At 42.2% G+C, this 22,179-nt stretch carries 13 protein-coding genes; 9 read left to right on the top strand and 4 right to left on the bottom strand.

Going from position 1 to position 22,179, the window contains the following annotated elements; genetic code table 11:
- Positions 1-256 precede the first annotated feature (256 nt).
- Positions 257-3,031: an alpha-L-rhamnosidase gene (locus ACZM60_RS11305; protein WP_489521562.1), complete on the bottom strand. Its 2,775-nt coding sequence runs from the start codon at positions 3,029-3,031 to the stop codon at positions 257-259.
- Between the two features lie 190 nt (positions 3,032-3,221).
- On the opposite strand from ACZM60_RS11305, the gene ACZM60_RS11310 reads away from it, so the two are divergent.
- Positions 3,222-7,511 (top strand): hybrid sensor histidine kinase/response regulator transcription factor, encoded by a 4,290-nt coding sequence (locus tag ACZM60_RS11310; protein WP_489521563.1) that lies wholly within the window; start codon positions 3,222-3,224, stop codon positions 7,509-7,511.
- Between the two features lie 127 nt (positions 7,512-7,638).
- Here the strand turns inward: ACZM60_RS11310 and ACZM60_RS11315 are convergent, their stop codons facing one another.
- Positions 7,639-8,769: a glycoside hydrolase family 88/105 protein gene (locus ACZM60_RS11315; protein WP_021971336.1), complete on the bottom strand. Its 1,131-nt coding sequence runs from the start codon at positions 8,767-8,769 to the stop codon at positions 7,639-7,641.
- Between the two features lie 267 nt (positions 8,770-9,036).
- Here ACZM60_RS11315 and ACZM60_RS11320 point away from each other — a divergent pair, with 267 nt between their 5' ends.
- Positions 9,037-10,350 carry a rhamnogalacturonidase gene (locus tag ACZM60_RS11320; RefSeq protein ID WP_489521569.1) on the top strand — a complete coding sequence of 438 codons (1,314 nt, stop codon included), beginning with the start codon at positions 9,037-9,039 and terminating at the stop codon, positions 10,348-10,350.
- Positions 10,351-10,537: 187 nt separating this feature from the next.
- On the opposite strand, the gene rplS is transcribed toward ACZM60_RS11320, so the two are convergent.
- Positions 10,538-10,891: a 50S ribosomal protein L19 gene (rplS, locus tag ACZM60_RS11325; protein WP_007564838.1), complete on the bottom strand. Its 354-nt coding sequence runs from the start codon at positions 10,889-10,891 to the stop codon at positions 10,538-10,540.
- Between the two features lie 198 nt (positions 10,892-11,089).
- Here rplS and ACZM60_RS11330 point away from each other — a divergent pair, with 198 nt between their 5' ends.
- The 5 genes from ACZM60_RS11330 to ACZM60_RS11350 all read left to right on the top strand — a co-directional run bounded on the left by ACZM60_RS11330 (position 11,090) and on the right by ACZM60_RS11350 (position 17,528).
- Positions 11,090-11,845 (top strand): 5'-nucleotidase C-terminal domain-containing protein, encoded by a 756-nt coding sequence (locus ACZM60_RS11330; protein ID WP_489521564.1) that lies wholly within the window; start codon positions 11,090-11,092, stop codon positions 11,843-11,845.
- A gap of 13 nt (positions 11,846-11,858) precedes the next feature.
- Positions 11,859-12,701, top strand: coding sequence for a bifunctional metallophosphatase/5'-nucleotidase (locus tag ACZM60_RS11335; RefSeq protein ID WP_489521565.1), 843 nt, complete (start codon positions 11,859-11,861; stop codon positions 12,699-12,701).
- A 79-nt stretch (positions 12,702-12,780) separates the two neighbouring features.
- Positions 12,781-15,753, top strand: coding sequence for a serine hydrolase domain-containing protein (locus ACZM60_RS11340; protein ID WP_489521566.1), 2,973 nt, complete (start codon positions 12,781-12,783; stop codon positions 15,751-15,753).
- A 119-nt stretch (positions 15,754-15,872) separates the two neighbouring features.
- A complete protein-coding gene (fdxA, locus tag ACZM60_RS11345; RefSeq protein ID WP_021971341.1) occupies positions 15,873-16,040 on the top strand; it encodes a 4Fe-4S ferredoxin in 168 nt (55 codons plus the stop codon).
- Positions 16,041-16,181: 141 nt separating this feature from the next.
- Positions 16,182-17,528, top strand: coding sequence for a PepSY-like domain-containing protein (locus tag ACZM60_RS11350; protein WP_489521567.1), 1,347 nt, complete (start codon positions 16,182-16,184; stop codon positions 17,526-17,528).
- 136 nt (positions 17,529-17,664) lie between these two features.
- On the opposite strand, the gene ACZM60_RS11355 is transcribed toward ACZM60_RS11350, so the two are convergent.
- On the bottom strand, positions 17,665-18,867 hold the full coding sequence (locus tag ACZM60_RS11355; protein ID WP_489521568.1) for an ROK family transcriptional regulator: 1,203 nt from the start codon (positions 18,865-18,867) through the stop codon (positions 17,665-17,667).
- A gap of 168 nt (positions 18,868-19,035) precedes the next feature.
- Here ACZM60_RS11355 and nagB point away from each other — a divergent pair, with 168 nt between their 5' ends.
- Positions 19,036-19,827 (top strand): glucosamine-6-phosphate deaminase, encoded by a 792-nt coding sequence (gene nagB / locus ACZM60_RS11360; protein ID WP_418587122.1) that lies wholly within the window; start codon positions 19,036-19,038, stop codon positions 19,825-19,827.
- 29 nt (positions 19,828-19,856) lie between these two features.
- Positions 19,857-21,842: a glucosamine-6-phosphate deaminase gene (locus tag ACZM60_RS11365; RefSeq protein WP_418587123.1), complete on the top strand. Its 1,986-nt coding sequence runs from the start codon at positions 19,857-19,859 to the stop codon at positions 21,840-21,842.
- Positions 21,843-22,179: the final 337 nt, after the last annotated feature.

Below are 22,179 nucleotides of genomic sequence, written 5' to 3' on the forward strand. Positions count from 1 at the left end.
ATCGAGATTATCTTCTGAATATCGCTGCCTGAAAAAGTTAACTACACTCTTATCGTTGATAAAGAAAAGAGGGTGAATCGCGTATTACGACACACCCTCTTGTTCTGCTTTTTGTACAAAAAACGCCGGAGATTTGTACAAACATTTTTCTTTTTTGTACAAATTCCGGTCGCTTGTTGAGCAGGCTTCTGCAAAAGTCTGCTGATATTTTTCCATTCTTCTGCCGGGTAGTTCTTTACTGTCCGGCGGAACCCTATTACTGTTTACTATACTTTACCGGTATCAGGCGTACGTTGCCGTTTAGTCCCGAAGGCATCGTGCTCCAGTTCTTGTAGTCCCCTTTCACATAATTCAGCTTGGCCATATTGATATCTTTAAAGATACGCCACTCTATGTTTTTGCGGTCCATATCGGCAATACGGTTTGCCGGCAAGTTAGTCACTTCTACTTCTATCAGGTTTTTGCCCGTTTTCAGCCACTTGCCAACCTTCAGTCTGAACGGAGCTGCCCAGGCTGTGCCTGCATCGTGCCCGTTGATACGTACTCGTGCACTTTCGCGAACATCTCCCAAGTCCAGTATCCAGTCATCAGCTTCGAGGGCAGGCAGGTCTATTTCGAGGGAATAGCATCCGGTTCCCATATTGATTTTTGCTTCCGGCTGTTCCAGTTCCGTCCACGATAGGGGCGAATCTATGTCGAACCGGCCGGTTATGGAAGGTGTGCTTTCCACAAAATTCAGTTTCCATCCGTGATCCAGACTGAGGCTGTATGCCTGTTCTTCAGGGTAATTCCACGCAGGTTCTTTGTCCAGTGGCTTGTTGAGTGTCTGGATGATAAGACTTTCACCCGATTTCAGTTGCAGACGGACTTCCAGTTTCCCGTTGCTTGTCCGGCTTTGGGCTCTGCCTCTTTCTCCATTCATCGGATTGAAGAACATGGCAGTTGTTTCGGGAACATTCAGTGTTACCCATCCGTCTGTGTCTTTATCCTGCAGGCAGGATACAAAGTAGTGGTGACCTTCGGGGTTCGAGCGGCGGATAAACTGAAGTCCGTACCGTGTTTTCAGTTCTTCTGCTGGTATTCCGGTCTGTGCCAGTGCCTGCTGGTAATCGGAACCGACAATGATTTGTCCCTTTCCGAATGCAAACTGTTGTGTCTGCTTGAATGAGTCTGTTGCAGGAAGTTGTCTGGTTATATGCTGAAATGTCTTTCTGTTTTTATCCAGTTCATGATATCCCGGTACATCTTCTGGATATTGTTCAACAAATATTACAGTAGCACCCTGACGTGCCAGTTCTACAAGTTTTCTGAGTGTGGCAGCAGGCATCAGTCGGGCAGCGGGTACAATCAGTGCTTTATATCGTGTCCCTCCGCTGGTGACGAGCTGGTCGCCTGTACAACGTGTCGTCTTGATGAATGCGTCGGAGATGTAGTCCACGTCGTATCCTCCGGCAATAATCGTCTGGATAGTCTTGATAAATTTAGGAGCATACCGGTCCATCTTATGAATGTCGAACGAAACAAGTCGTCCGGCAATCTCGTCCCATAAATCGTAGATGGGCAGATAAACCAGAAAGTCGTTGTCGGGTTGTCCCATTTGCAGGAACGACTGGCAGCGGGTTATGTATTCGAAAAAAGCAGGAGCATCGCGCCAGATACTGTTGGTGGGCGACATGTTGATGCTTGCATAGAACAGCCAGCCGGGCCATGCCGCTTCTTGTGGAGAATACGGTGTGCCGTGAAAGAACATATGGTTGACACCCGATACGAACATCAGATCCATGTCAGGCTTACATTGTGAAAGCGAGGTACGGAAATGTTCGGTCAGCCAGGTAAATGTTTCCGATGAAGTATAAGGTTTGCCGGCAATGTGTGCTGCCGAGGATGCATACTTCAGCATCGAAATATCCGAGAAATTGGGTCGGGTGAGGGAGTCTTTACGCAACCCCTTGATGTGAAAGTCGGTCAGGCCGAACCCTTCGCATTCGGGAATGTCTACCGAAGCATACGTATCAATCAGGTTGGCAGGCGACCCGTGTGCCTGATTGCGGGTTGTACTGCCGTGCTTGTGTGCCCATTTTGTCCATTGGGTCGTGAAATTGTCTATCAGCATTTCGCTGACGGTTTCACGATAGTCGGATACAATGCGGCGTGTTGCTTCCGTGCGTGTGGTATCCAGAAACTCCGGAAAATGTTCTTCGAGCTTATATCCTCTCCGGCGTTCGAATTCTTCCAGCAGGTGAGGTGTCCAGTCGGCTTTGTAGACTTCATACGAATCGTTGAAGAATGTTCGTGGGTATGTTACCTTGTTCTGCTGGAAGGCATGGTCGAATTTGGTAAAATATCCTTTGACAGCTTCCGGGTTCATGTGGTCCATGACATATCCTTCTCCGCCAGGAGCGGCACGTTTTACCTTTTGGAATGTTTTGCCGATGAATAAAGCAATCAGTTTCCATTCACCTTTCGGAGCACTCCATTTCAGCTTCCCGTTCTTGACTTTTGCCGTCAGGTTCAGACAAGTGCCGTCGGTGCTGTAAGCCATCAAACGGTTTAGGGTGGCAATCTCGCGTTGCTTTTTTTCTTTGGGATTACTTATGGATATATCCTGCACTATATCTTTTTCTCCGGTTATGCTGTATTGTTCGAAAATGGCTCGGGTTGCTGCATGCTCCAGAGTAATGTCCGGCCCGCCGAAAGGCCATCCTGTTCCTGTGTTCATGTCAATACCTATTCCATTTTTCTTAGCTTCGTCCTGTGTGTATTCAAGCATTTCCATCCATCGGGGCGATAAGAATGGAATCTCTCGCTGTTCATTTCCCTTGACCCCGTAGATAGGAGTTATTTCCAGACTCCCTATTCCGGCTGTACCATACAGGCGAAGGTTGTAGGAAAGGTTCTGCTTATCGACGGCACTTCCCATCCACCACCATCGGCTTCCAGGGCGTGCTTCGGGTTTTATCTCGGGCCAGTTTTGTGCCTGTGCGGCGCTTCCTAACAGTAACAGGAGTGCCAGTATGTCGTTTTTTTTCATGGGTATTTATTATTAGCTCGTTTGAATGAAACAAAATTAGCTGCTTTATCGATAATATTCAATGTACAAAAGTACATATTCATAGAATATTGTATACCCCTTGCCTAAGGATGTGCAATTCTGTTTGCAGTATTTTATCTTTCTATTATTTTTGTGTTGAATTTATTATATCAAGTTATTTGTTATACATATGAAAAACCAAAAAATTTGGATATTGTGCTGGCTGAATTGCTTGCTGTTTTCGTTGTTCCCCGCCCGGGCTGCAATAGAGCTTCGCAGTGAACGTCTGACTACGGCCGACGGACTGGCTAATAATTCCGTTCGATATATGTATCAGGACAGCAAAGGCTTCATTTGGATGGCTACACTTAACGGCTTGAACCGTTACGATGGCAATTCGCTGATAACGTTTCGTCCGCAGAAATCGAAAGAAATTTCTTTGGCAGACCATAGGGTGAAGATGCTGGAAGAAGACCGTAATGGATTTTTGTGGATAACCACTACTGCCGACCTGATCAGTTGTTACGACTTGAAGCACGATTGTTTTGTCGATTTTACGGGGTGTGGTGAATATCAGGACCATTATCGTGGCTTTTTTATGACGCAAGATGCGGTCTGGCTGTGGGGAGCTTCTCATGGATGTCGCCGGGTGACGTATCGGGAGGGGCATTTTTCTTCTACTGCTTTTACAGTGCAGAATGGAGCTCTGAAGTCGAATAATATACATTTTGTTCGTCAGTTTGGCGGAAAAATCTGGATAGGAACTCAGCAGGGTGTTTATTATTGGCAAGATAATAAGCTGGTGGCTGTAGATGAGAACCATTCGTTTTGGAAGATTTTGTCTTATGATGACAAACTGGTTTTTGTCACCTCTGCCGGAGAACTGTTCTGTTTTAATGATAAGGGGAAAGGGCTTCAGTCGCTGGGTACGCTTCCCCGTAAGACAAAAGCATGGGCAATGACCGGTTTGTTTCGTGTAGGAGCCAAACAATATATTCTCACATCGGAAGGTACATTGTGTCTGGATATGGTAAATTTAAAAGTCACATCTGCTCCTGCGTATTACGATATTCCTGGAGGTTTGGTGAAGAAAGATGAAAAAGGGGATTACTGGGTATATAACCGGACTGGAAATTTGTATTACGTCAAATCGGATACTGGCGAGAAGAAGGTATTCAGTGTGATGCCTTCCGGTAAACTGGGATTTATAGACAAGGAGAGATATTATATTGTTCATGACAGTCGTGGCATTATATGGATTTCGACTTACGGAAACGGGCTGTTTGCCTACGATGTGGCTACGGAAACTGTTCAGCATTTTACTTCAGAATCAGGAATTTCGTCTTTGCTTGCTTCCAATTACTTGCAGTGTCTGATGGAAGATCGTTCGGGAAGTATCTGGGTCAGCTCTGAGTTTGCGGGTATTTCCAAGTTAAGTATATTGAACGAAGGGGCGGCTCGTGTTTATCCGGAAAAGGACTTGATGGAAGACCGTTCGAATACGGTACGCATGCTTACCTCTACGTCCAACGGTGATATCTGGGTGGGTACCCGTACCGGAGGATTGTATATCTACGATTCGAAGCTTGAAGTGCAGAAGAAGAAATTTCATCATGGCATAAATACTTACGCGGTTTGTGAAGATAACAAAGGCAATTTGTGGCTTGCCACTCGTGGAGAAGGTATATGGATTGGCGATGTAAAATACCGATACGATAAGTTGGATGAAAAATCGTTGTCGTCCGATAATGTTTTCTGTATGATGAAAGACCGGAAAGGTCGTATGTGGATAGGTACATTCGGAGGGGGACTGAATCTGGCTGTTCCTACAGCAGACGGGAAATATGAGTTCCGGCATTTCTTTACCCGTACTAACGGACAACGGGAAACTCGTTCTTTGTGCGAGGACCGTAACGGATGGATATGGGTTGGCTCGAGTGAGGGAATATTTGTTTTCAATCCTGATGAACTGATTGCTGATCCTAATGCATACAGACACTATTCTTTGGAAAGCGGTGACTTGCAGAGTAACGATATCCGTGCAATCATGCGCGACCGTAAAGGACGTATGTGGCTTGCTGAGTCGGGAGCCGGATTTTGTATGTCGGTGGTTGGACACGATTATAACAAGCTGGAATTTACTCATTATACTTCACGCGATGGGTTGGTCAGCAGCATGGTACAGGCTTTGGTCGAAGATGATGAGGGAATGATATGGGTATCTACGGAATATGGACTTTCTTGCTTTAATCCGGATTTGATGACATTCGAGAATTATTTGTTCTCCGATTATATATTGGGTAATGTATATAGTGAGAATAGTGTCTTGAAACTGCAGGATGGACGTCTGGCTTTGGGAACCGGACAGGGTATTGTTCTGGTAGATCCTAAGCATGTTTCGGTAAAGGATACTCCAATGCAGGTAACTTTTACCGATTTGAAACTGAATGGTATATCTGTTGTTCCGGGTGAAAAGGATTCTCCTTTGGAGGCTTCGCTGGCATATGCCGAAGCGGTGAAGCTGAATTATAACCAAAATTCATTTGTGATAGAATTCTCAACGTTCGATTATTCGGATGCGGGACTGTCGAGATTTATTTATAAGCTGGATGGATACGATGAAGGATGGAGTGCTCCTTCTTCGCTGAATTTTGCCGCATATAAAAACTTGCCTCCTGGTACTTATCATCTTCATGTAAAGGCGCGGAATACGGCTGGAGTTTGGACAGGAGAATCGGTCTTGAAAATAGTAGTGGTTCCTCCGTTCTGGAAAACAACCTGGGCGATGCTTATTTATGTCTTGCTGAGTATAGCTGTGCTATATATAGCTTATCGGATTATATCGAATATGAATACTTTGCAGAATAAAATAAAGGTGGAAGAACAGCTTACAGAATATAAACTGATGTTCTTTACAAACATATCGCATGAATTCCGTACGCCGCTGACTTTGATACAAGGTGCTTTGGAACGTATTCACAGGGTGAAAAAAATACCTGCTGACATAGCTGGTCCTGTACATGTAATGGATAAAAGTACACAACGCATGCTGAGGCTGATTAATCAGTTGCTTGAATTCCGGAAAATGCAGAATAATAAGTTGAGTCTGTCGTTGGAAGAAACGGATGTGATTGCATTTCTGCGTGAAATTTATCTGATATTCAAGGATGTTGCCGAATCGAAGAATATGGAATATGTATTTTCTCCATCTGTTTCATCGTACAAGATGTTTATCGATAAGAATAATCTGGATAAAGTGGCTTATAATCTTTTGTCGAATGCGTTCAAGTATACTCCTTCGAACCGCCGGGTGGAGTTTGCCGTAACTGTGGATGAAGAGAGTCATAAGCTGATCATCAAGGTGATAGATACGGGAGTCGGTGTACCGGTTGAAAAGCGTGGGGAACTTTTCAAGCGTTTTATGCAGAGTAGTTTCTCGGGTAGCAGCATGGGAGTTGGCTTGCATCTGACTCACGAACTGGTACAGGTCCATAAAGGTACAATCACTTATGCAGAAAATCCGGGCGGAGGTTCAATCTTTACGGTAGTGCTCCCAACTGATGCTTCTGTATACGACGAAAAGGATTTCCTGATTCCTGGCAATGCACTGCTGAAGGAGGAGCAGGAAGCGGGAAAACAACACCTGCAGGAAATGCTTTCTAAGCAGGAGGAAGAAAAGGTGGAGGAACATATGTCGGCAGAACCTCTTAACAAAAGGAAGATTTTGATTGTGGAAGATGATAACGATGTGCGTGAATTCTTGAAAGAGGAGTTAAGTCCTTATTTTGAGGTTGTAGCGGAATTGGACGGAATTTCCGGACTGGAGCGTGCCAAGGTGTATGATGCAGACTTGATTATCAGTGATGTTTTGATGCCTGGATGTTCGGGATTTGAGTTGACACGTAAATTGAAAAGCGACTTTAATACAAGTCATATACCTATTATTTTGCTGACTGCACTTAGTTCGCAGGATAAACATCTGGAGGGAGTAGAAGCGGGGGCTGATGCGTATATCACAAAACCGTTTAGCAGCAGTTTGCTGTGTGCAAGGGTCTTTAAACTGATAGAACAGCGTGACCGCTTGCGGGAAAAATTCTCGAAAGATCCTCATGCTGTGCGTCCGGCTATCTGTACGACGGATAAAGATAAAGAATTTGCCGACAAGTTGGCAGAAACGTTGGCCTCTCATTTGTCGAATCCGGATTTCTCTATTGATGAATTTGCATCTATGATGGGATTGGGACGTACGGTATTTTATCGTAAAGTAAAGGGAGTGACTGGTTATTCTCCTAATGAATATATACGCATTATGCGTATGAAAAAGGCTGTTGAACTGTTGTCTGAAGGTAAATATACCGTTTCGGAAGTGGCTTACCAGATTGGTATGAATGATCCGTTCTATTTCAGTAAATGTTTTAAGGCTCAGTTTGGTGTGCCACCTTCATCGTATTTGAGAGGAGAGAAGGAGGAAGAAAACTGATGTTGTTTCAGTCAGTAAAAAACTCCGGCAGGTTTAAAGAAATTATCCTGCCGGAGTTTTTTATGGATTGAATCTTTTGTATGTTTCTTTGCGATGTATGATTGACGCTTTTCGGAATTGTGACAGTTTATTGTAGTTTGTAAATTTCACTTCCTGCAAGAAGGAAACATCCTGTTCCGAAGTCATCAAAATCGGGTTTGCTGTCGTATGTTACTGGTTGTCCGTCTTTCGGCTCTTTGCCAGTACCTTGTACATAACCAAGATTGCCGTCGGGGTGTACTGCATCCTTAACCATAGCATTCCATGCCTTGAGAACTACTGGCAGATATTCACTGCGGTCGAGTAGTCCGTTCCGTATTCCCCATGCCATTCCGTATACGAACAGGGAAGTTCCCGTCAGTTCTTTACCTCCAAAATGGTTGGGATCGTGCAAGCTGACATTCCAGAAGCCATCTTCACGCTGACAGGCTTTTATAGCCTTGCTCATGGTAAGAAAATCGTTGATATAGTCTTGACGATGTACTTCATCCGATGGAATTTCGTCTAAAACGCGGACAAGGGCGGCGTATACCCATCCGTTTCCGCGACTCCAGTAGCAATCTTCTCCATTGGGCTCTTGGTAGGGAGGATCGAAATCCTGATCTCTCCACCACAAACCGTCTTTGGGGTTAAACATTCCATTGCCTCCGTGCTGGTTTCTGGTATATTCGTACATCTGCCACATCTTGTTGAAGTATTTTTGTTCTCCGGTCAGTTTTCCCATCTTGGCGAAACCGGGCATTCCCATTTGTATGGCATCTATCCACCACCATTCGTTTATTTGTGGTGTATTGACCAGCATGTTGAGGTTGGATTTTACGTTGAGCAGGATTTCCGGTTTGGGACAGAGATTGTACATATCTATATAAATCTGTCCACAAGCGTAATTGTCTGCATGTCGGGTTGTCGTTCCTCTCCACATTCCCCAGTTATGGTATTCTCCCCATTGGTAAGCATAGTTGTAATATTCTGTATCCGGGTAAACGGAATAAAGGGCGAGCAAACCTTCATAATATACAGTTCGTGTCCATATATTGCTTGGGCGCATCTTGCCTTTTACGAAACTGGGGAGCCGGCAGTCGGGATTGTTTTTCATGTAGTATCTGTTTACTTTGATCAGAGTGTTCAGGGTTTCTTTCTGGTCGGGGAGATCTTGTGCGTGCAATGCATTCGATGTTCCTAAACAGAGGGCCAATGCTGCAATAAATAACTTTTTCATGGTATTTGTTTATTTGTTGTAATGTTTTGTTCTTTTACAAAAATAGTTGCCTGTTTCTATTTATAAAATGGAAAATAATACAATAGCCTTTGATTTTATCCATTTTGTCTGGCTGGAGGAATAATTTATCTGAATGTACAAATTTATCTGGATAATGTATGATTTTCTATTTTCGTGTGATATGTTTTTCTTTATTTTTGCTGCCGTTGAAAGTAAGAAAAATTTGTTTTAATAAAAAATGCTATGAATAATTTGTGGATAAAGTGTATGGCTTTTGCGTGTCTGGCATTGTTGACCTTGCAGGCTTCGGCAAAAGATCTCTTTCCGGATGGAACTCCCATACCCGATTGGTTTCGGCAAACAGAAGTCGTTAAATTGGAAGATTTAGGAAAAATCTATCGGATAACGGATTATGGAGTGGTAAACGATAGTACGATTGTACAGACTCAGCAGATACAGGCTGTAATTGATAAGGCTTCTCTGGAAGGAGGAGGTGTAATTTATATTCCTCGAGGGACATTTTTAAGTGGTTCGTTGTTCTTTAAACCGCGGACTCATCTTTATGTAGAAGCAGAGGGCGTGTTGAAGGGAAGCGATGATATCAGTAACTTTGCTGTTATTGATACACGTATGGAAGGACAGAACTTGAAATATTTTGCGGCTCTTGTCAATGCTGTCGGTGTGGATGGATTTACGATATCGGGGGAAGGACGTATTAATGGAAACGGATTGCGCTACTGGAAATCATTTTGGCTTCGTCGTCAGGTAAACCCCAAATGTACAAACTTGGAAGAACTTCGTCCTCGTCTGGTGTATATTGCCGATTCAAAGGATGTACAATTGTCGGGAGTGCGTCTGGAAAATTCTCCATTTTGGACAACGCATTTGTATCGTTGTGAAAATGTGAAACTGCTGAATCTCCATATTTTTGCGCCACATTTTCCGGTTAAGGCACCCAGTTCAGATGCTATCGATATTGATGTTTGTACGAATGTATTGGTTAAGGGGTGCTATATGTCTGTAAACGATGATGCCATAGCATTGAAAGGTGGCAAAGGTCCTTGGGCCGATCAAGACAAGGTACATAATGGCTCTAACCGTAATATCATTATAGAAGATTGTATTTACGGGCTTTGCCATAGTGCATTGACTTGCGGAAGTGAGTCAATACATAATCATAATATTATTCTCCGTCGCTGTCACTTGGATAATGCAAAACGGCTGTTGTGGCTGAAAATGCGTCCGGATACGCCTCAGAATTATGAATATATTACGATAGAGAATATAACGGGTACGGTGACCAGCTTTTTGTTTGCAAAGCCTTGGAAGCAGTTTTTTGACTTGAAGGGGCGTAAGGACATACCTTATTCTTATTCCAGTCATGTGGTGATGCGGGATATTTCGATGGAATGTGATGTGTTTTTTGATGTAACACGGGCTGATGATCAGTATAAATTGTCGGATTTCATTTTCGAGAATCTGGATTTGAAAGTAAAGACGAATCCAGATGTTCATATAGATTATATTGATGGGTTTACATTGAAGAATGTAAAACTCAATGAAAAGAGAGTTGAAAATTAGTTTTTTGTAGGTATTAGTATAAGGCTAATTTGCAGTTTTATTTCCTCCGGATGAATTTGCTTGAAAATTTGTCCGGGGGATTTTTATTTTTACTGAGTTCTTTTTAGGGGAGATGAAACTAAAAACAAAAAACCGACTCTCGTTATGAGAATCGGTTTTTTGTATGTAAGGAATAATAGATTCAGTATTACAAGTTAACGCGTTTTTCCTGAATTCTAGCTTTCTTACCAGTAAGAGCACGCAGATAGTACAATTTAGCACGACGTACTTTACCAACTTTGTTGACAGTGATGCTGTCGATAGCCGGAGATTCAAGAGGGAAGATACGTTCTACACCTACAGTTCCTGACATTTTACGTACAGTGAAACGTTTCTTTTCACCGTGACCTGAAATTTTGATAACAACACCGCGATACAACTGAACACGTTCCTTGCTACCTTCAACGATACGGTATGCTACTGTGATAGTATCACCAGCTTTGAATGAAGGATGCTGTTTGCCAGTAGCAAATGCTTCTTCTGCAATTTTAATTAAATCCATTTTTTTTTAAAATTAAATTGTTTATCGTTACAACGCAACATATCAAGTAACTCTTCTTTGACAGCGATTGCGCGAAAGCGGTGCAAAGTAAGTGATTTTCTTCGATATAGGCAAATGTTTCGGGGATATTTTGATACAAAATCTTGTGTCCGTTTGCTTTTTTCCCTATATTTGGACGATAAATGTGAATGATAGTATATGAAAAAGCATGTGTTTTATGCCATATTGGCTGGCTGTCTTGTAGTTACCGCTTGCAGTTCCAGCTATTCTTTGGTATCGGTAGAGGGAGAAAGAGTGCCCATTACCAGTGTTTATGATGAGAAACAGGATCAGGCTGCGTGGAGAATTTTACAGCCTTATCAAGATAAAATTGATAGCTTGATGACGCCGGTTATCGGACATGCAGCCCGAAAACTTGAAGCATATCGTCCGGAGTCTCCACTTTCAAACTTGATTGCGGATATACTTTGCCAGAGTGCGGAAGCTAAATTGGGGGTGAAGATGGATGTCGGAGTGATGAATATAGGGGGAATTCGTAATATTCTAAATGAAGGAAACATTACTTTTGGCTCTATTTATGAAATCAGTCCTTTTCAGAATGCACTGTCTGTTGTGGTGCTGAAAGGAGAAGACCTGATGGAACTCTTTAAACAGATGGCGGCCGTACATGGTGAAGGTTTGAGCGGGGCTCAGTTGGTTATCTCGAAAAACGGTGAACTGTTGAGCGCGAAGGTGGGAGGAAGTCCGGTCGATCCGCAAAAGGAATACCGGGTGGCTACCATCGATTATCTGGCGGAAGGCAATGATCACATGGAGGCTTTCAAGAATGCTGTTTCAAAGACAGAGCCGCAAGAGGCTATTTTGCGTGATTTGTTTATCGATTATGTCAAGCAGTGTGAGGCCAAAGGTGTTTTTGTGAATGCTGATGTAGAAGGGCGTATTGTAGAACAATGATAAAGAATATTATATGAAAAGACTATATTTCATCTTATGGGTGTGCTTGTTTTCCGGAGTTTTGGCTGCCCAGTCAACCAAGGAGCTGTTTTTATTTCATACCAATGACATGCATAGCCGTGTAGAACCGTTCCCGGAAGATTTTCAAGATACGATGCTGGCTGATAAAGCTGGGCTGTTGCGTCGTGCTACTTTTATCAAGCAGCAGCGCAAGATTCATGAAGATTTACTGCTGTTCGACTCGGGGGATTTCTCGCAGGGTACTCCTTATTATAATATGTTCAAAGGGGAGGTGGAGATAAAGCTGATGAATGAAATGGGTTACGATGCAGGTTCTATCGGAAACCATGAATTCGATTTTGGACTGGATAATATGGCAAGATTGTTTAAGATGGCTAATTATCCTATAGTTTGTGCGAATTATGATGTAACAGGTACGGTGCTCGAAGGGCTGGTAAAAGAGTATACGATTATTCAGCGTGATGGTCTGAAGATTGGAGTTTTCGGATTGGGGGCGCAGTTGGATGGATTGGTTGCATCTGAATGTTACGGAAATGTAAAGTTTGAAGATCCGGTTTCGGAGGCGCAGCGCATTACAGACTTGTTGCGGAATGATGAGCATTGCGATGTGGTTATTTGTCTTTCTCATTTGGGATGGAAAGGTGAGCCGTATAGTGACATCGAACTGATAGAAAATACTCGTGGCATTGATGTCGTACTGGGAGGACATTCTCATTCTTATTTCGAGGGGCCGAAGTTCTATAAAAATCTGGATGGCGTTGAAATTCCGGTACAACAAATGGGTAAAAATGGGGCATTTGTTGGAAAAATGATTCTGAAGTTTCAGAAAAATTAGGAATGGAATGCCGAATATAATATAAGTATTGCTGGCAGAAGAGATTATCGGATAAATATTAAAAGGAGGGAGAAGGATTATGAATAAACGTTTTTGGGGATTGATTATTTGCTTGTTTTTATGGATAGGGGTGAATGCTTCTTCTGTAAGAATATTGGAACAGATAGATGATACCGTAGCATGTAACCGCTGGGTGGAAGAACAACTTGCTCGTATGACGTTAAAGCAGAAAGTCGGTCAGTTGTTTATTCATACAGTTGCTCCTGTTACTTTACAAAAAAATAAGAACAGTATCGAGGATGCGGTTAAGGAATATGGTATAGGTGGATTGCTTTTTTCAAAAGGTGAACTGAATAAGCAGGTACAACTTACTAATCTGGCGCAGCAGTGGGCCGATATTCCTTTGCTGATAACTTTTGATGGAGAGTGGGGACTGGGCATGAGATTGGAAGGAATGCCCGAATTTCCGCGTAACAGAGTATTGGGATGTATACAGAATGATACATTGATTTATCAATATGGGCGGGAAGTAGCAAGGCAACTTCGTGAAATAGGTGTGCATGTTAATTTTGCGCCTGTTGCCGATGTCGATAATAATCCCAGTAATCCCGTTATTAATGTTCGCTCTTTTGGTAGTGATCCGAAGCAAGTTGCGCGTAAAGTGATAGCCTACTCTCGTGGCTTGGAAGATGGAGGCGTTATGGCTGTTTGCAAGCATTTCCCAGGTCATGGCGATACAGATACCGATTCTCATTATGTGTTGCCTGTACTTAATTTTAATCGTGACCGCTTAGACAGTGTAGAGTTGTATCCTTTTCGGGAAGCAATCAAGGCTGGCATTGGAGGAATGATGATTGGTCATCTGCACGTTGCCGAGCTGGATAATAGGCCTGCGTCTATATCTTCGGAAGTAATTACTTCGGTTTTGTGTAAAGAACTGGGCTTTTCCGGACTGGTATTTACTGATGCGCTGGAAATGAAAGGTATTTCTGATAATGCAGATAATCCTTGTGCTCAGGCTCTGATGGCAGGAAACGACCTGCTGCTGGTACCAAGAAATTTAAAGAAGAGCCTTGAAAGTGTAATGCGTGCCATAAAAGCGGGCAAACTGAGCGAAAAGGTTATTACAGAAAAGTGCCGTAAGGTGCTTATGTATAAGTATGCTTTGGGGCTAAGCCATAAGCAGCATACCGAGCTTGATGGGATCAAACAGCGAATTCATACTGCGGGTACGGATAGTTTATTGGCTGCTATGGAGAAGGCTGCTGTTACTGTGTTAAAGGATTCGGCAGACGTGTTGCCCCTCGACTTGTCATTGTCGGGAAATGTTTTGTTGAGTCTGTCTTCTTCTTTATCTGACGATTACCCATTCTATAAGGAATTGAAAAAAACTGTTTCACTGGCGTGGTTGCATGGCAATGCTGATTCGTTAAATCGAATTCAAGAACGTATTACTCCGGCACAGCAGGTGATTGTAGCTGTACATCCCAATACAAATTTTCAACCGTTCCTCCCGCTGCTGGAGAAGTTGGCAGTTGATAAGCCTGTTGTCATTGTGTGTTTTGCTTCTCAGGATATATTGCAGGAGATGCCTTCTGTATTGCGGAATGTTTCGGCTGTAGTATTAGCACATACTGATAAGACATATATTCAGCAGTATGTGGCTGATGTAATGACAGGGCAGGATATTGTAAACGGACGATTATCTGTTGATATGGCAGGGTTATGGAAGAGTGGTACAGGGATAACCCTTGATCCGGACTATCCTCGCTCGTATACTCCTGAAGAACTGGGTATGGATTCTAAGATATTGGCTGCCATTGATACCATAGCAGAAGAAGGTATTCGGGAAAAGGCTTATCCTGGTTGTCATGTTCTGATAACAAAGGATGGATATCCTGTATACAATAAATGTTTCGGCTCTTTGACTTATGAGGGAAAGGAGAAGGTAAGGGAGCATACTATTTATGATTTAGCTTCTTTAAGTAAAGCTGCTGGTACATTGTTGGCAGTGATGAAGCTGTATGACGAAGGTAAGTTCGGGCTGACAGATAAAGTAAGTCTTTATTTGCCAGCTTTGAGAAAGACAAATAAACAGAATATTACTATTCAGGATTTGTTATTTCATGAATCTGGTTTGCCTTCGTATTTGCCGTTCTATGAAGATGCCATTGATATGAAGACTTGTAAAGGTGGTTTCTCTCGGAAGAAGCCGGATGCAGAACATCGTTTGCAGATAGCTCCCAATGTGTATGTATGTACTAACTTCTCTTTTAAGAAGGAGTGGGTGTCTGCTGTTCCTTCGGATGTGTATTCTTTGCCGTTGTCCGATAGTTTGTTCTTGAATAAAGATTTTAAACAAGTCGTTATGCGTGAAATTATCAATGCTCCACTGAAGGGGCATTCGTATCGGTATAGTTGTCTGAATTTTATGTTGTTGAAGGAAGTGGTAGAAAGTATCACGAAAGTTCCGATGGATGTATACTTGGACAGCGTCTTCTTTAAGCCGATGGGATTGATGTATACGGCATATAATCCGTTAAAACATTTTTCAAAAGAGCAGATAGCTCCTACTGCGGAAAAAGATTTCTTGCGTGGAGGGCCTTTGCAGGGATATGTACACGACGAAGCTGCTGCATTTATGGGCGGTGTATCGGGTAATGCCGGGCTATTTTCTACCGCACACGATGTATCTGTACTTTTTCAGATGTTGCTTGATCGAGGTATTTGCGGCGACCGCCGTTACCTGAGTCGTGCTACTTGTGATTTGTTTATGAGTATGAAATCCAAAAACAGTCGCCGTGGTTTGGGCTTCGATAAACCAGATATGGAGAAACACGATGAGAGTCCGTGTACTCCCGAAGCTCCTGCTTCTGTTTTTGGACATACGGGCTTTACTGGTACTTGTGTATGGGCTGATCCGGATAATGATCTTGTCTTTGTATTTTTAAGTAACCGTACTTATCCTACAAGCTATGGTCAGAATAATTTGGTTAAGCTGGGAATCCGTTCTCGTATTCAACAAGCAATGTATCAATCCTTAATGCATTGATACTATTTAGACATGTTACAAATTAGGAAAATATTGTAAAGTAGATATTACAAATCTCGTCAAAAAGATTACCTTTGCATCATCAAATTAGTACTAATAATAATTTAATTTTTACTACAATGGCTTACGTAATTAGTGACGATTGTATCGCTTGCGGTACTTGTATCGATGAATGTCCGGTTGGAGCAATTTCTGAAGGTGATAAATATTCTATCAACCCGGAAATGTGTACTGAATGTGGAACATGCGCAGATGTATGTCCTTCTGAAGCAATCCACCAGGGATAATCGACACATCGTCTTATGACAAAATTCATAATAGGTCATCTTTTATAAAGATGGCCTATTTTTTTATATCCTTGCCTGTCGTTTCAGATTCTTTTCAGTTTTGTCTTTTTATTTTGTGTCGTAACATTAAATAAAGGACTTATGGCAAAATCACGATTATTGTTAGGTGCATGTATTATGGCTGGTGTATTATTCTTTACTTCGTGCAGTGAAAATGAAAATTCATCTTTTCCTGCCGGAACATCCGGTGATATTCCTGCACAAGTAATGGAAGCATTTAATGCTCAGTTTCCTGGTGCAAGTAATGTGGTGTGGACGACTAAAGCCGGTTATGCTGTAGCCGACTTCTATTGGGATGGTATGCGTTCAGCTGATATGTCGCGTAATCATACTGCTTGGTTTGCATTAGAAAGTGGAATTTTGGGTATGACTGAAAAGGAAATCCGTTTTGTTGAATTGCCCGATCAGGTGAAATCTGCTTTTTTTGCAAGTGAATATGGACAGGCTCCGTGGGTAGCAGATGATGAGGTGGATGTTCTGACGAGAAATAGTGTAGCTGAAACTCTGTATATTATCGACGTAGAAAAGAAAGAGGGTGGAGCAGGTACTGATGTTGATTTGTATTATACTCCAGAAGGTATCTTGGTAAAGGAAGTCATTGATGCGGATGATAATAAGGATTATCAGGAATATTTACCGCAGACACCGTCTGCTACGGTAGAAAGTTGGCTGAAGGAAAATTATCCAAATGCGAGAATTATCGATTTAGATAATGAAGATGGGGGTACGGAAGTAGAGTTTATTTACGAAGGCTTGAAGCACGAAGCCTTTTTCAACCAAGCACAAGCCTGGGTATACACCAGGATAGAATATGAATTTAGAAATATTGATGAGGTAACGGCTATTCCTTCGCAAGTAATTGCTGCCCTGAAATCGACATCTGTTTATTTGGAAGGTGGACGTATTGAAGAAGCGGAGAAATATGAAACTGAGAAGTCCGGAACATTTTATTGCTTTGAATTAGAAACTCGTTTCGATGATGATGTAAAGATTTATATAAGTCATGACGGAACTGTTCTGGAAGGACGTCCCGATCTGGGCGGAGGAAATACGGAAGATACTGGAACTGTTGCTGGAGATGTAGAGCAGTTCATTCAGGAGAACTATCCCGGAGCAGTTATTATAGAACGTGGCTATGACGATGGTTATCTGGAAGTCGACATCCGGCACGATGGAAAAGAGAAAGAACTTCTTTTCAATGGCCGGTATGAGTGGGTACGTACTTCCTGGGAAATCAGCAGCCAAGAACTTCCGGCCGCAGTAACAGCCGCTTTAACAGCAGGAGGTTACCGGTTGGATGATAACGAAGCAGATGTGATAGAAACGCCCGATTCGTCATGGTACGAAGTAGAAGTATTGCATAATGGAGAAGAACTAAAAGTCTTCATCGATGCAGCAGGTAATATTATCAAGACTGTAAGAGATTAGAAATACTTAATTCACCACAGGTTGCTCCGATGTAATCAAGTTAGTCAGATGTTATTTCATAGTATAATATTATGACTTTGGTCAATCAAAGTAAACTGTGGTGAATAGTTGTTCCTATCATATTTTTGCCATTTTTTTAGTCTTCAAACAATTTGCTTCTTGATAATAGACAAGAACCGATTACGCATGCCTGATCCTTCAGCTTCGAAAGTACGATTTCAGAATCGCGGCTCATCAGACTAAGAGTGTATTTTCTTACGGCGGAAATCACAGGTTGAAGAAGAAAGTCGCCGGCGCGCGACATTTGTCCGCCAATGATTACCATATCAGGGTTAAATATATTAATCAGACTTCCAATGTGAAATCCCAGTTGCTGCCCGATTTGTTCAACAAGTTCAATGGCAAGTAAGTCCTCACGGCTGATAGCATTGAACACATCGTCAAGCGTAATATCTTCTATTTTCTTTTCGGCCAGTATAATAGACGTTTCCCCAGCCTGCAGGTGTTCTATAAATTTTCTATATAAAGCCGAGCAGGAAACTTCAGTTTCTACGCATCCTTTCTTTCCGCAGTGGCAGATTATCTGGTTGTCGTAACCATATGTATGGCCTACTTCGCCAGAGAACCCCGATTTCCCTTTGTAAAGTTTTCCATCTATCATGATTCCCATGCCCAGACCCCAGCCGATATTCATGAAAAGCACATTTTTAGCTCCTCTTACTACTCCTTTGATACACTCTCCATAGAGCATGGTCCGGCTGTCATTGTCAATAGAAGTGTCTATTTTCAGACGTTCGGTCAGTATTTCTGCCAGCGGGCGTTCGCCAAAGTTGAAGAAACTGTGGCAGTAACCTAATTCCGGATTTACCCGTCCGCACAGAGTAACATTAATATGAAGTATCTTTTCTTGGTTCAGCGGAAGGCTGTTTATAAAATTCTGGATATGGCGGCACAGTTCATCGATACATTCAAGTGTATCTTTTCTCTCGAAGGGGATTCCCATTTGTAACTTCAGAATATCACCTTTAAAGTTAATGATTCCGATATTGACACAGTTCCATGTAACATCTACTCCTACGAAATAAGCCGAATCTGTATTTAGTCCGTATAAAATAGGGTGGCGTCCACCGCTGGTTTCCAGTTTCCCATATTCATCTATATAGCCTTGTTCGTACATTTCGTCGACTACTTTTGTGACAGTGGGTATACTTAAGTCCATATCTTTTGCAAGATCGGTGATAGTAGAGTTCTCATTGTAGATAAGGTAGGTAATGATATGTTTCTTCATTACCGCTCCTTTTGAACCCTTTTGCAATTCCTCTAATAATCGTTCTTTCATATGGATTTGGTTTAAAAATATACTATTAGTTAATTAAACTTTTTAAAAATCGGATGTAATTACTTATTATTATAGTTGTTTTTATCTATAATTACAAATATCTTTGTAGCGGAAACAATGAGAATATAAATTCTTGTTACAAATATATTAATTAAATCTGGAAAAACTATGAGAGTAATTATTGAATCTGACTACCAAGCTCTTTCTCAATGGGCTGCAAACTATGTAGCAAAGAGAATTAACGAAGCAAATCCTACTGCTGAAAAACCGTTTGTTTTGGGCTTGCCTACTGGTTCTTCTCCTCTGGGTATGTATAAAGCTCTGATTGAACTAAATAAAAAAGGTATAGTATCATTTGAGCATGTTGTAACATTCAATATGGATGAATACGTTGGACTGCCGGAATCACATCCTGAAAGTTATCATTCATTCATGTATAATAATTTCTTTAATCATATTGATATCCGTAAAGAAAATATCCATATTCTGAACGGAAATGCAAAAGATTTGGAAGCTGAATGTGCTAATTATGAAAAGCAGATTGAGTCGTTTGGTGGAATTGACCTCTTCTTGGGAGGTATCGGTCCTGACGGACATATTGCTTTCAACGAACCGGGGTCGTCACTGGCTTCACGTACTCGTGTAAAGACATTGACTACTGATACGATTATTGCCAATTCTCGTTTCTTCGAAAACGATGTGAACAAAGTACCTAAGACAGCTTTGACTGTAGGAGTTGGTACTGTTATGGATGCCAAAGAAGTTCTTATTCTGTGCAACGGCCATAATAAAGCTCGTGCATTGCAGCATGCTGTAGAAGGCGGCATTACACAAATGTGGACTATCAGTGCTTTGCAGTTGCATCGTCATGGTATCATTGTTTGCGATGAAGCTGCTACCGATGAATTGAAAGTAGGTACTTACAAATACTTCAAGGATATCGAGCGCAATAATCTATAAGCAAAAATTATAATAAAGGAGAATTTTTTATGAGAACTAATCTTAGTTCACAGATATCTCTGAATAGAGTATCTACCAAATATTATAAACCTGAGAATACGATAGAGCGTTCCGTACTGACACGTTTCGAAAAGATTCCTACCAATATCTATGAAACGGTAGAAGAGGGCGTTGCGTGTATTGCAGATGAAATCATCCGCAAAATACAGGAACGTCAGCGTGACGGTAAGTTCTGTACGATTGCTACAGGTACTGGTGCGTCACTTCGTCCGCTGTTTGCTGAGTTGGTTCGCAGACATAAAGAGGATGGCATCAGCTTCCGCAATGTCGTGGTATTCAACTTGTATGAATATTATCCGCTGACAGAACCGAACCACAGCAGTTTTAACCAGTTGAACGAACTGTTCTTGAAACAAGTGGATATAGACTCGCAGAATGTATTTACATTAAACGGAACTATTCCGCAAGACGGAGTGATAGAACATTGTCACTTGTACGAGCAGCGTATCAAGACATACGGCGGCATCGATATTGCCATTATGGGTATTGGCCGTGAAGGTAACATTGGAATGAATGAACCGGGTTCTACTGCTACTTCTCAGACAAGATTGATTTTAATTGATGCAACCTCACGTTCTGAGGCTGCTCATAACTTGGGTATAGATAATTTGCCTCCATGTTCTATTACAATGGGCGTGGGTTCAATCATGGAAGCACGTAAGGTATTCCTGCTGGCATGGGGTGAAGAAAAGGCAGACATCATCAAGAAGGCTGTAGAGGACAAGATTTCCGATACGCTGCCTGCTTCTTATTTGCAGATACATCAGAACGCAACGGTATGCATCGATTTGCCTACTGCTGCCCATCTTACTCGTATTCAGCGTCCGTGGCTGGTAACAAGCTGCGAATGGAACGACAAACTGATTCGTAGTGCTATTGTCTGGTTGTGCCTGCTTACCAAGAAACCTATCTTGAAGCTGACCAACAAGGATTACAATGAAAACGGTTTGAGCGAACTGCTGGCTTTGTATGGTTCTGCATACAATGTGAACATTAAAATATTCAACGACCTGCAACACACTATTACCGGTTGGCCAGGTGGTAAACCGAATGCTGACGATACTTATCGTCCGGAGCGTGCAAAACCGTTCCCGAAGCGTGTCGTTGTCTTCTCTCCGCATCCGGATGATGATGTGATCTCTATGGGGGGAACCATCCGTCGTCTGGTTCAGCAGGGACACGAAGTTCACGTAGCTTACGAAACTTCAGGAAATATTGCCGTAGGCGATGAAGAAGTTGTACGTTTCATGCACTTCATCAACGGTTTCAACCAGTTGTTCGATGACAACAAGAACGAAACAATCAAGGGAATGTATGCCGAAATCAAAAAGTTCTTGATGAATAAGAAAGAGGGCGATATGGATACCCGCGATATTCTTACCATCAAGGGATTGATTCGCCGTGGTGAGGCTCGTACAGCTTGTACATACAACCAGATTCCGTTGGAGCGCGTTCACTTCCTCGACCTTCCGTTCTATGAAACCGGACGTATCGAAAAAAATCCTATCAGCGAAGCCGATATAAATATTGTGTTGGATTTGCTGCGTGAGGTGAAACCTCACCAGATTTATGTAGCCGGCGATTTGGCAGACCCACACGGAACCCACCGTGTTTGTACTGATGCCGTACTGGCTGCTATCGATGAAGAAAAGAACGCTGGTGCTGAATGGCTGAAAGATTGTCGTATCTGGATGTATCGTGGTGCATGGGCTGAATGGGAAATCGAGAACATTGAGATGGCTGTGCCGTTGAGTCCGGAAGAATTGCGTGCTAAACGTAACTCTATCTTGAAGCATCAGTCACAGATGGAAAGTGCACCTTTCTTAGGCAACGATGAACGTTTGTTCTGGCAGCGTAGTGAAGACCGTAACCGTGGTACAGCATCGTTGTACGACAGTCTGGGTCTGGCATGCTACGAAGCAATGGAAGCGTTTGTAGAATATAAGCCTCTGTAAAAGTTTATTCCAGGGCAGATGCCCGACGGAATGGAGATAGTATGATAGGGATATTCTCAATAAATATCCTTTAAAATAAGAATGGCGTATGAAGATGACAAGCTATAATCATCTCATATGCCATTTTTTTATTGTAAATATTTTGTGCCTTAGCCATATCTTGGCTGAAAGTTTCTTCCCTTTCAGATGTTTAATAGATAAAAAGCCAACTAATTCATGATGCTTTGTATATGAATTAGTTACCTGAGTTCGGGATAAGTTTAGAATAAGGCCAGTTGTTTTGAGTCCTCAATATAGTATCCTTGCAATGCATCCGGTTTGTTTTCAAAGAAACAAT

The organism is Phocaeicola sp. (assembly GCF_057861905.1).

Excerpts from the sequence above, each read along its gene's own strand:
- ACZM60_RS11305 (WP_489521562.1), bottom strand. The coding sequence starts at position 3,031 with ATGAAAAAAAACGACATACTGGCACTCCTGTTACTGTTAGGAAGCGCC.
- ACZM60_RS11310 (WP_489521563.1), top strand. The coding sequence starts at position 3,222 with ATGAAAAACCAAAAAATTTGGATATTGTGCTGGCTGAATTGCTTGCTG.
- ACZM60_RS11315 (WP_021971336.1), bottom strand. The coding sequence starts at position 8,769 with ATGAAAAAGTTATTTATTGCAGCATTGGCCCTCTGTTTAGGAACATCG.
- ACZM60_RS11320 (WP_489521569.1), top strand. The coding sequence starts at position 9,037 with ATGGCTTTTGCGTGTCTGGCATTGTTGACCTTGCAGGCTTCGGCAAAA.
- rplS (WP_007564838.1), bottom strand. The coding sequence starts at position 10,891 with ATGGATTTAATTAAAATTGCAGAAGAAGCATTTGCTACTGGCAAACAG.
- ACZM60_RS11330 (WP_489521564.1), top strand. The coding sequence starts at position 11,090 with ATGAAAAAGCATGTGTTTTATGCCATATTGGCTGGCTGTCTTGTAGTT.
- ACZM60_RS11335 (WP_489521565.1), top strand. The coding sequence starts at position 11,859 with ATGAAAAGACTATATTTCATCTTATGGGTGTGCTTGTTTTCCGGAGTT.
- ACZM60_RS11340 (WP_489521566.1), top strand. The coding sequence starts at position 12,781 with ATGAATAAACGTTTTTGGGGATTGATTATTTGCTTGTTTTTATGGATA.
- fdxA (WP_021971341.1), top strand. The coding sequence starts at position 15,873 with ATGGCTTACGTAATTAGTGACGATTGTATCGCTTGCGGTACTTGTATC.
- ACZM60_RS11350 (WP_489521567.1), top strand. The coding sequence starts at position 16,182 with ATGGCAAAATCACGATTATTGTTAGGTGCATGTATTATGGCTGGTGTA.
- ACZM60_RS11355 (WP_489521568.1), bottom strand. The coding sequence starts at position 18,867 with ATGAAAGAACGATTATTAGAGGAATTGCAAAAGGGTTCAAAAGGAGCG.
- nagB (WP_418587122.1), top strand. The coding sequence starts at position 19,036 with ATGAGAGTAATTATTGAATCTGACTACCAAGCTCTTTCTCAATGGGCT.
- ACZM60_RS11365 (WP_418587123.1), top strand. The coding sequence starts at position 19,857 with ATGAGAACTAATCTTAGTTCACAGATATCTCTGAATAGAGTATCTACC.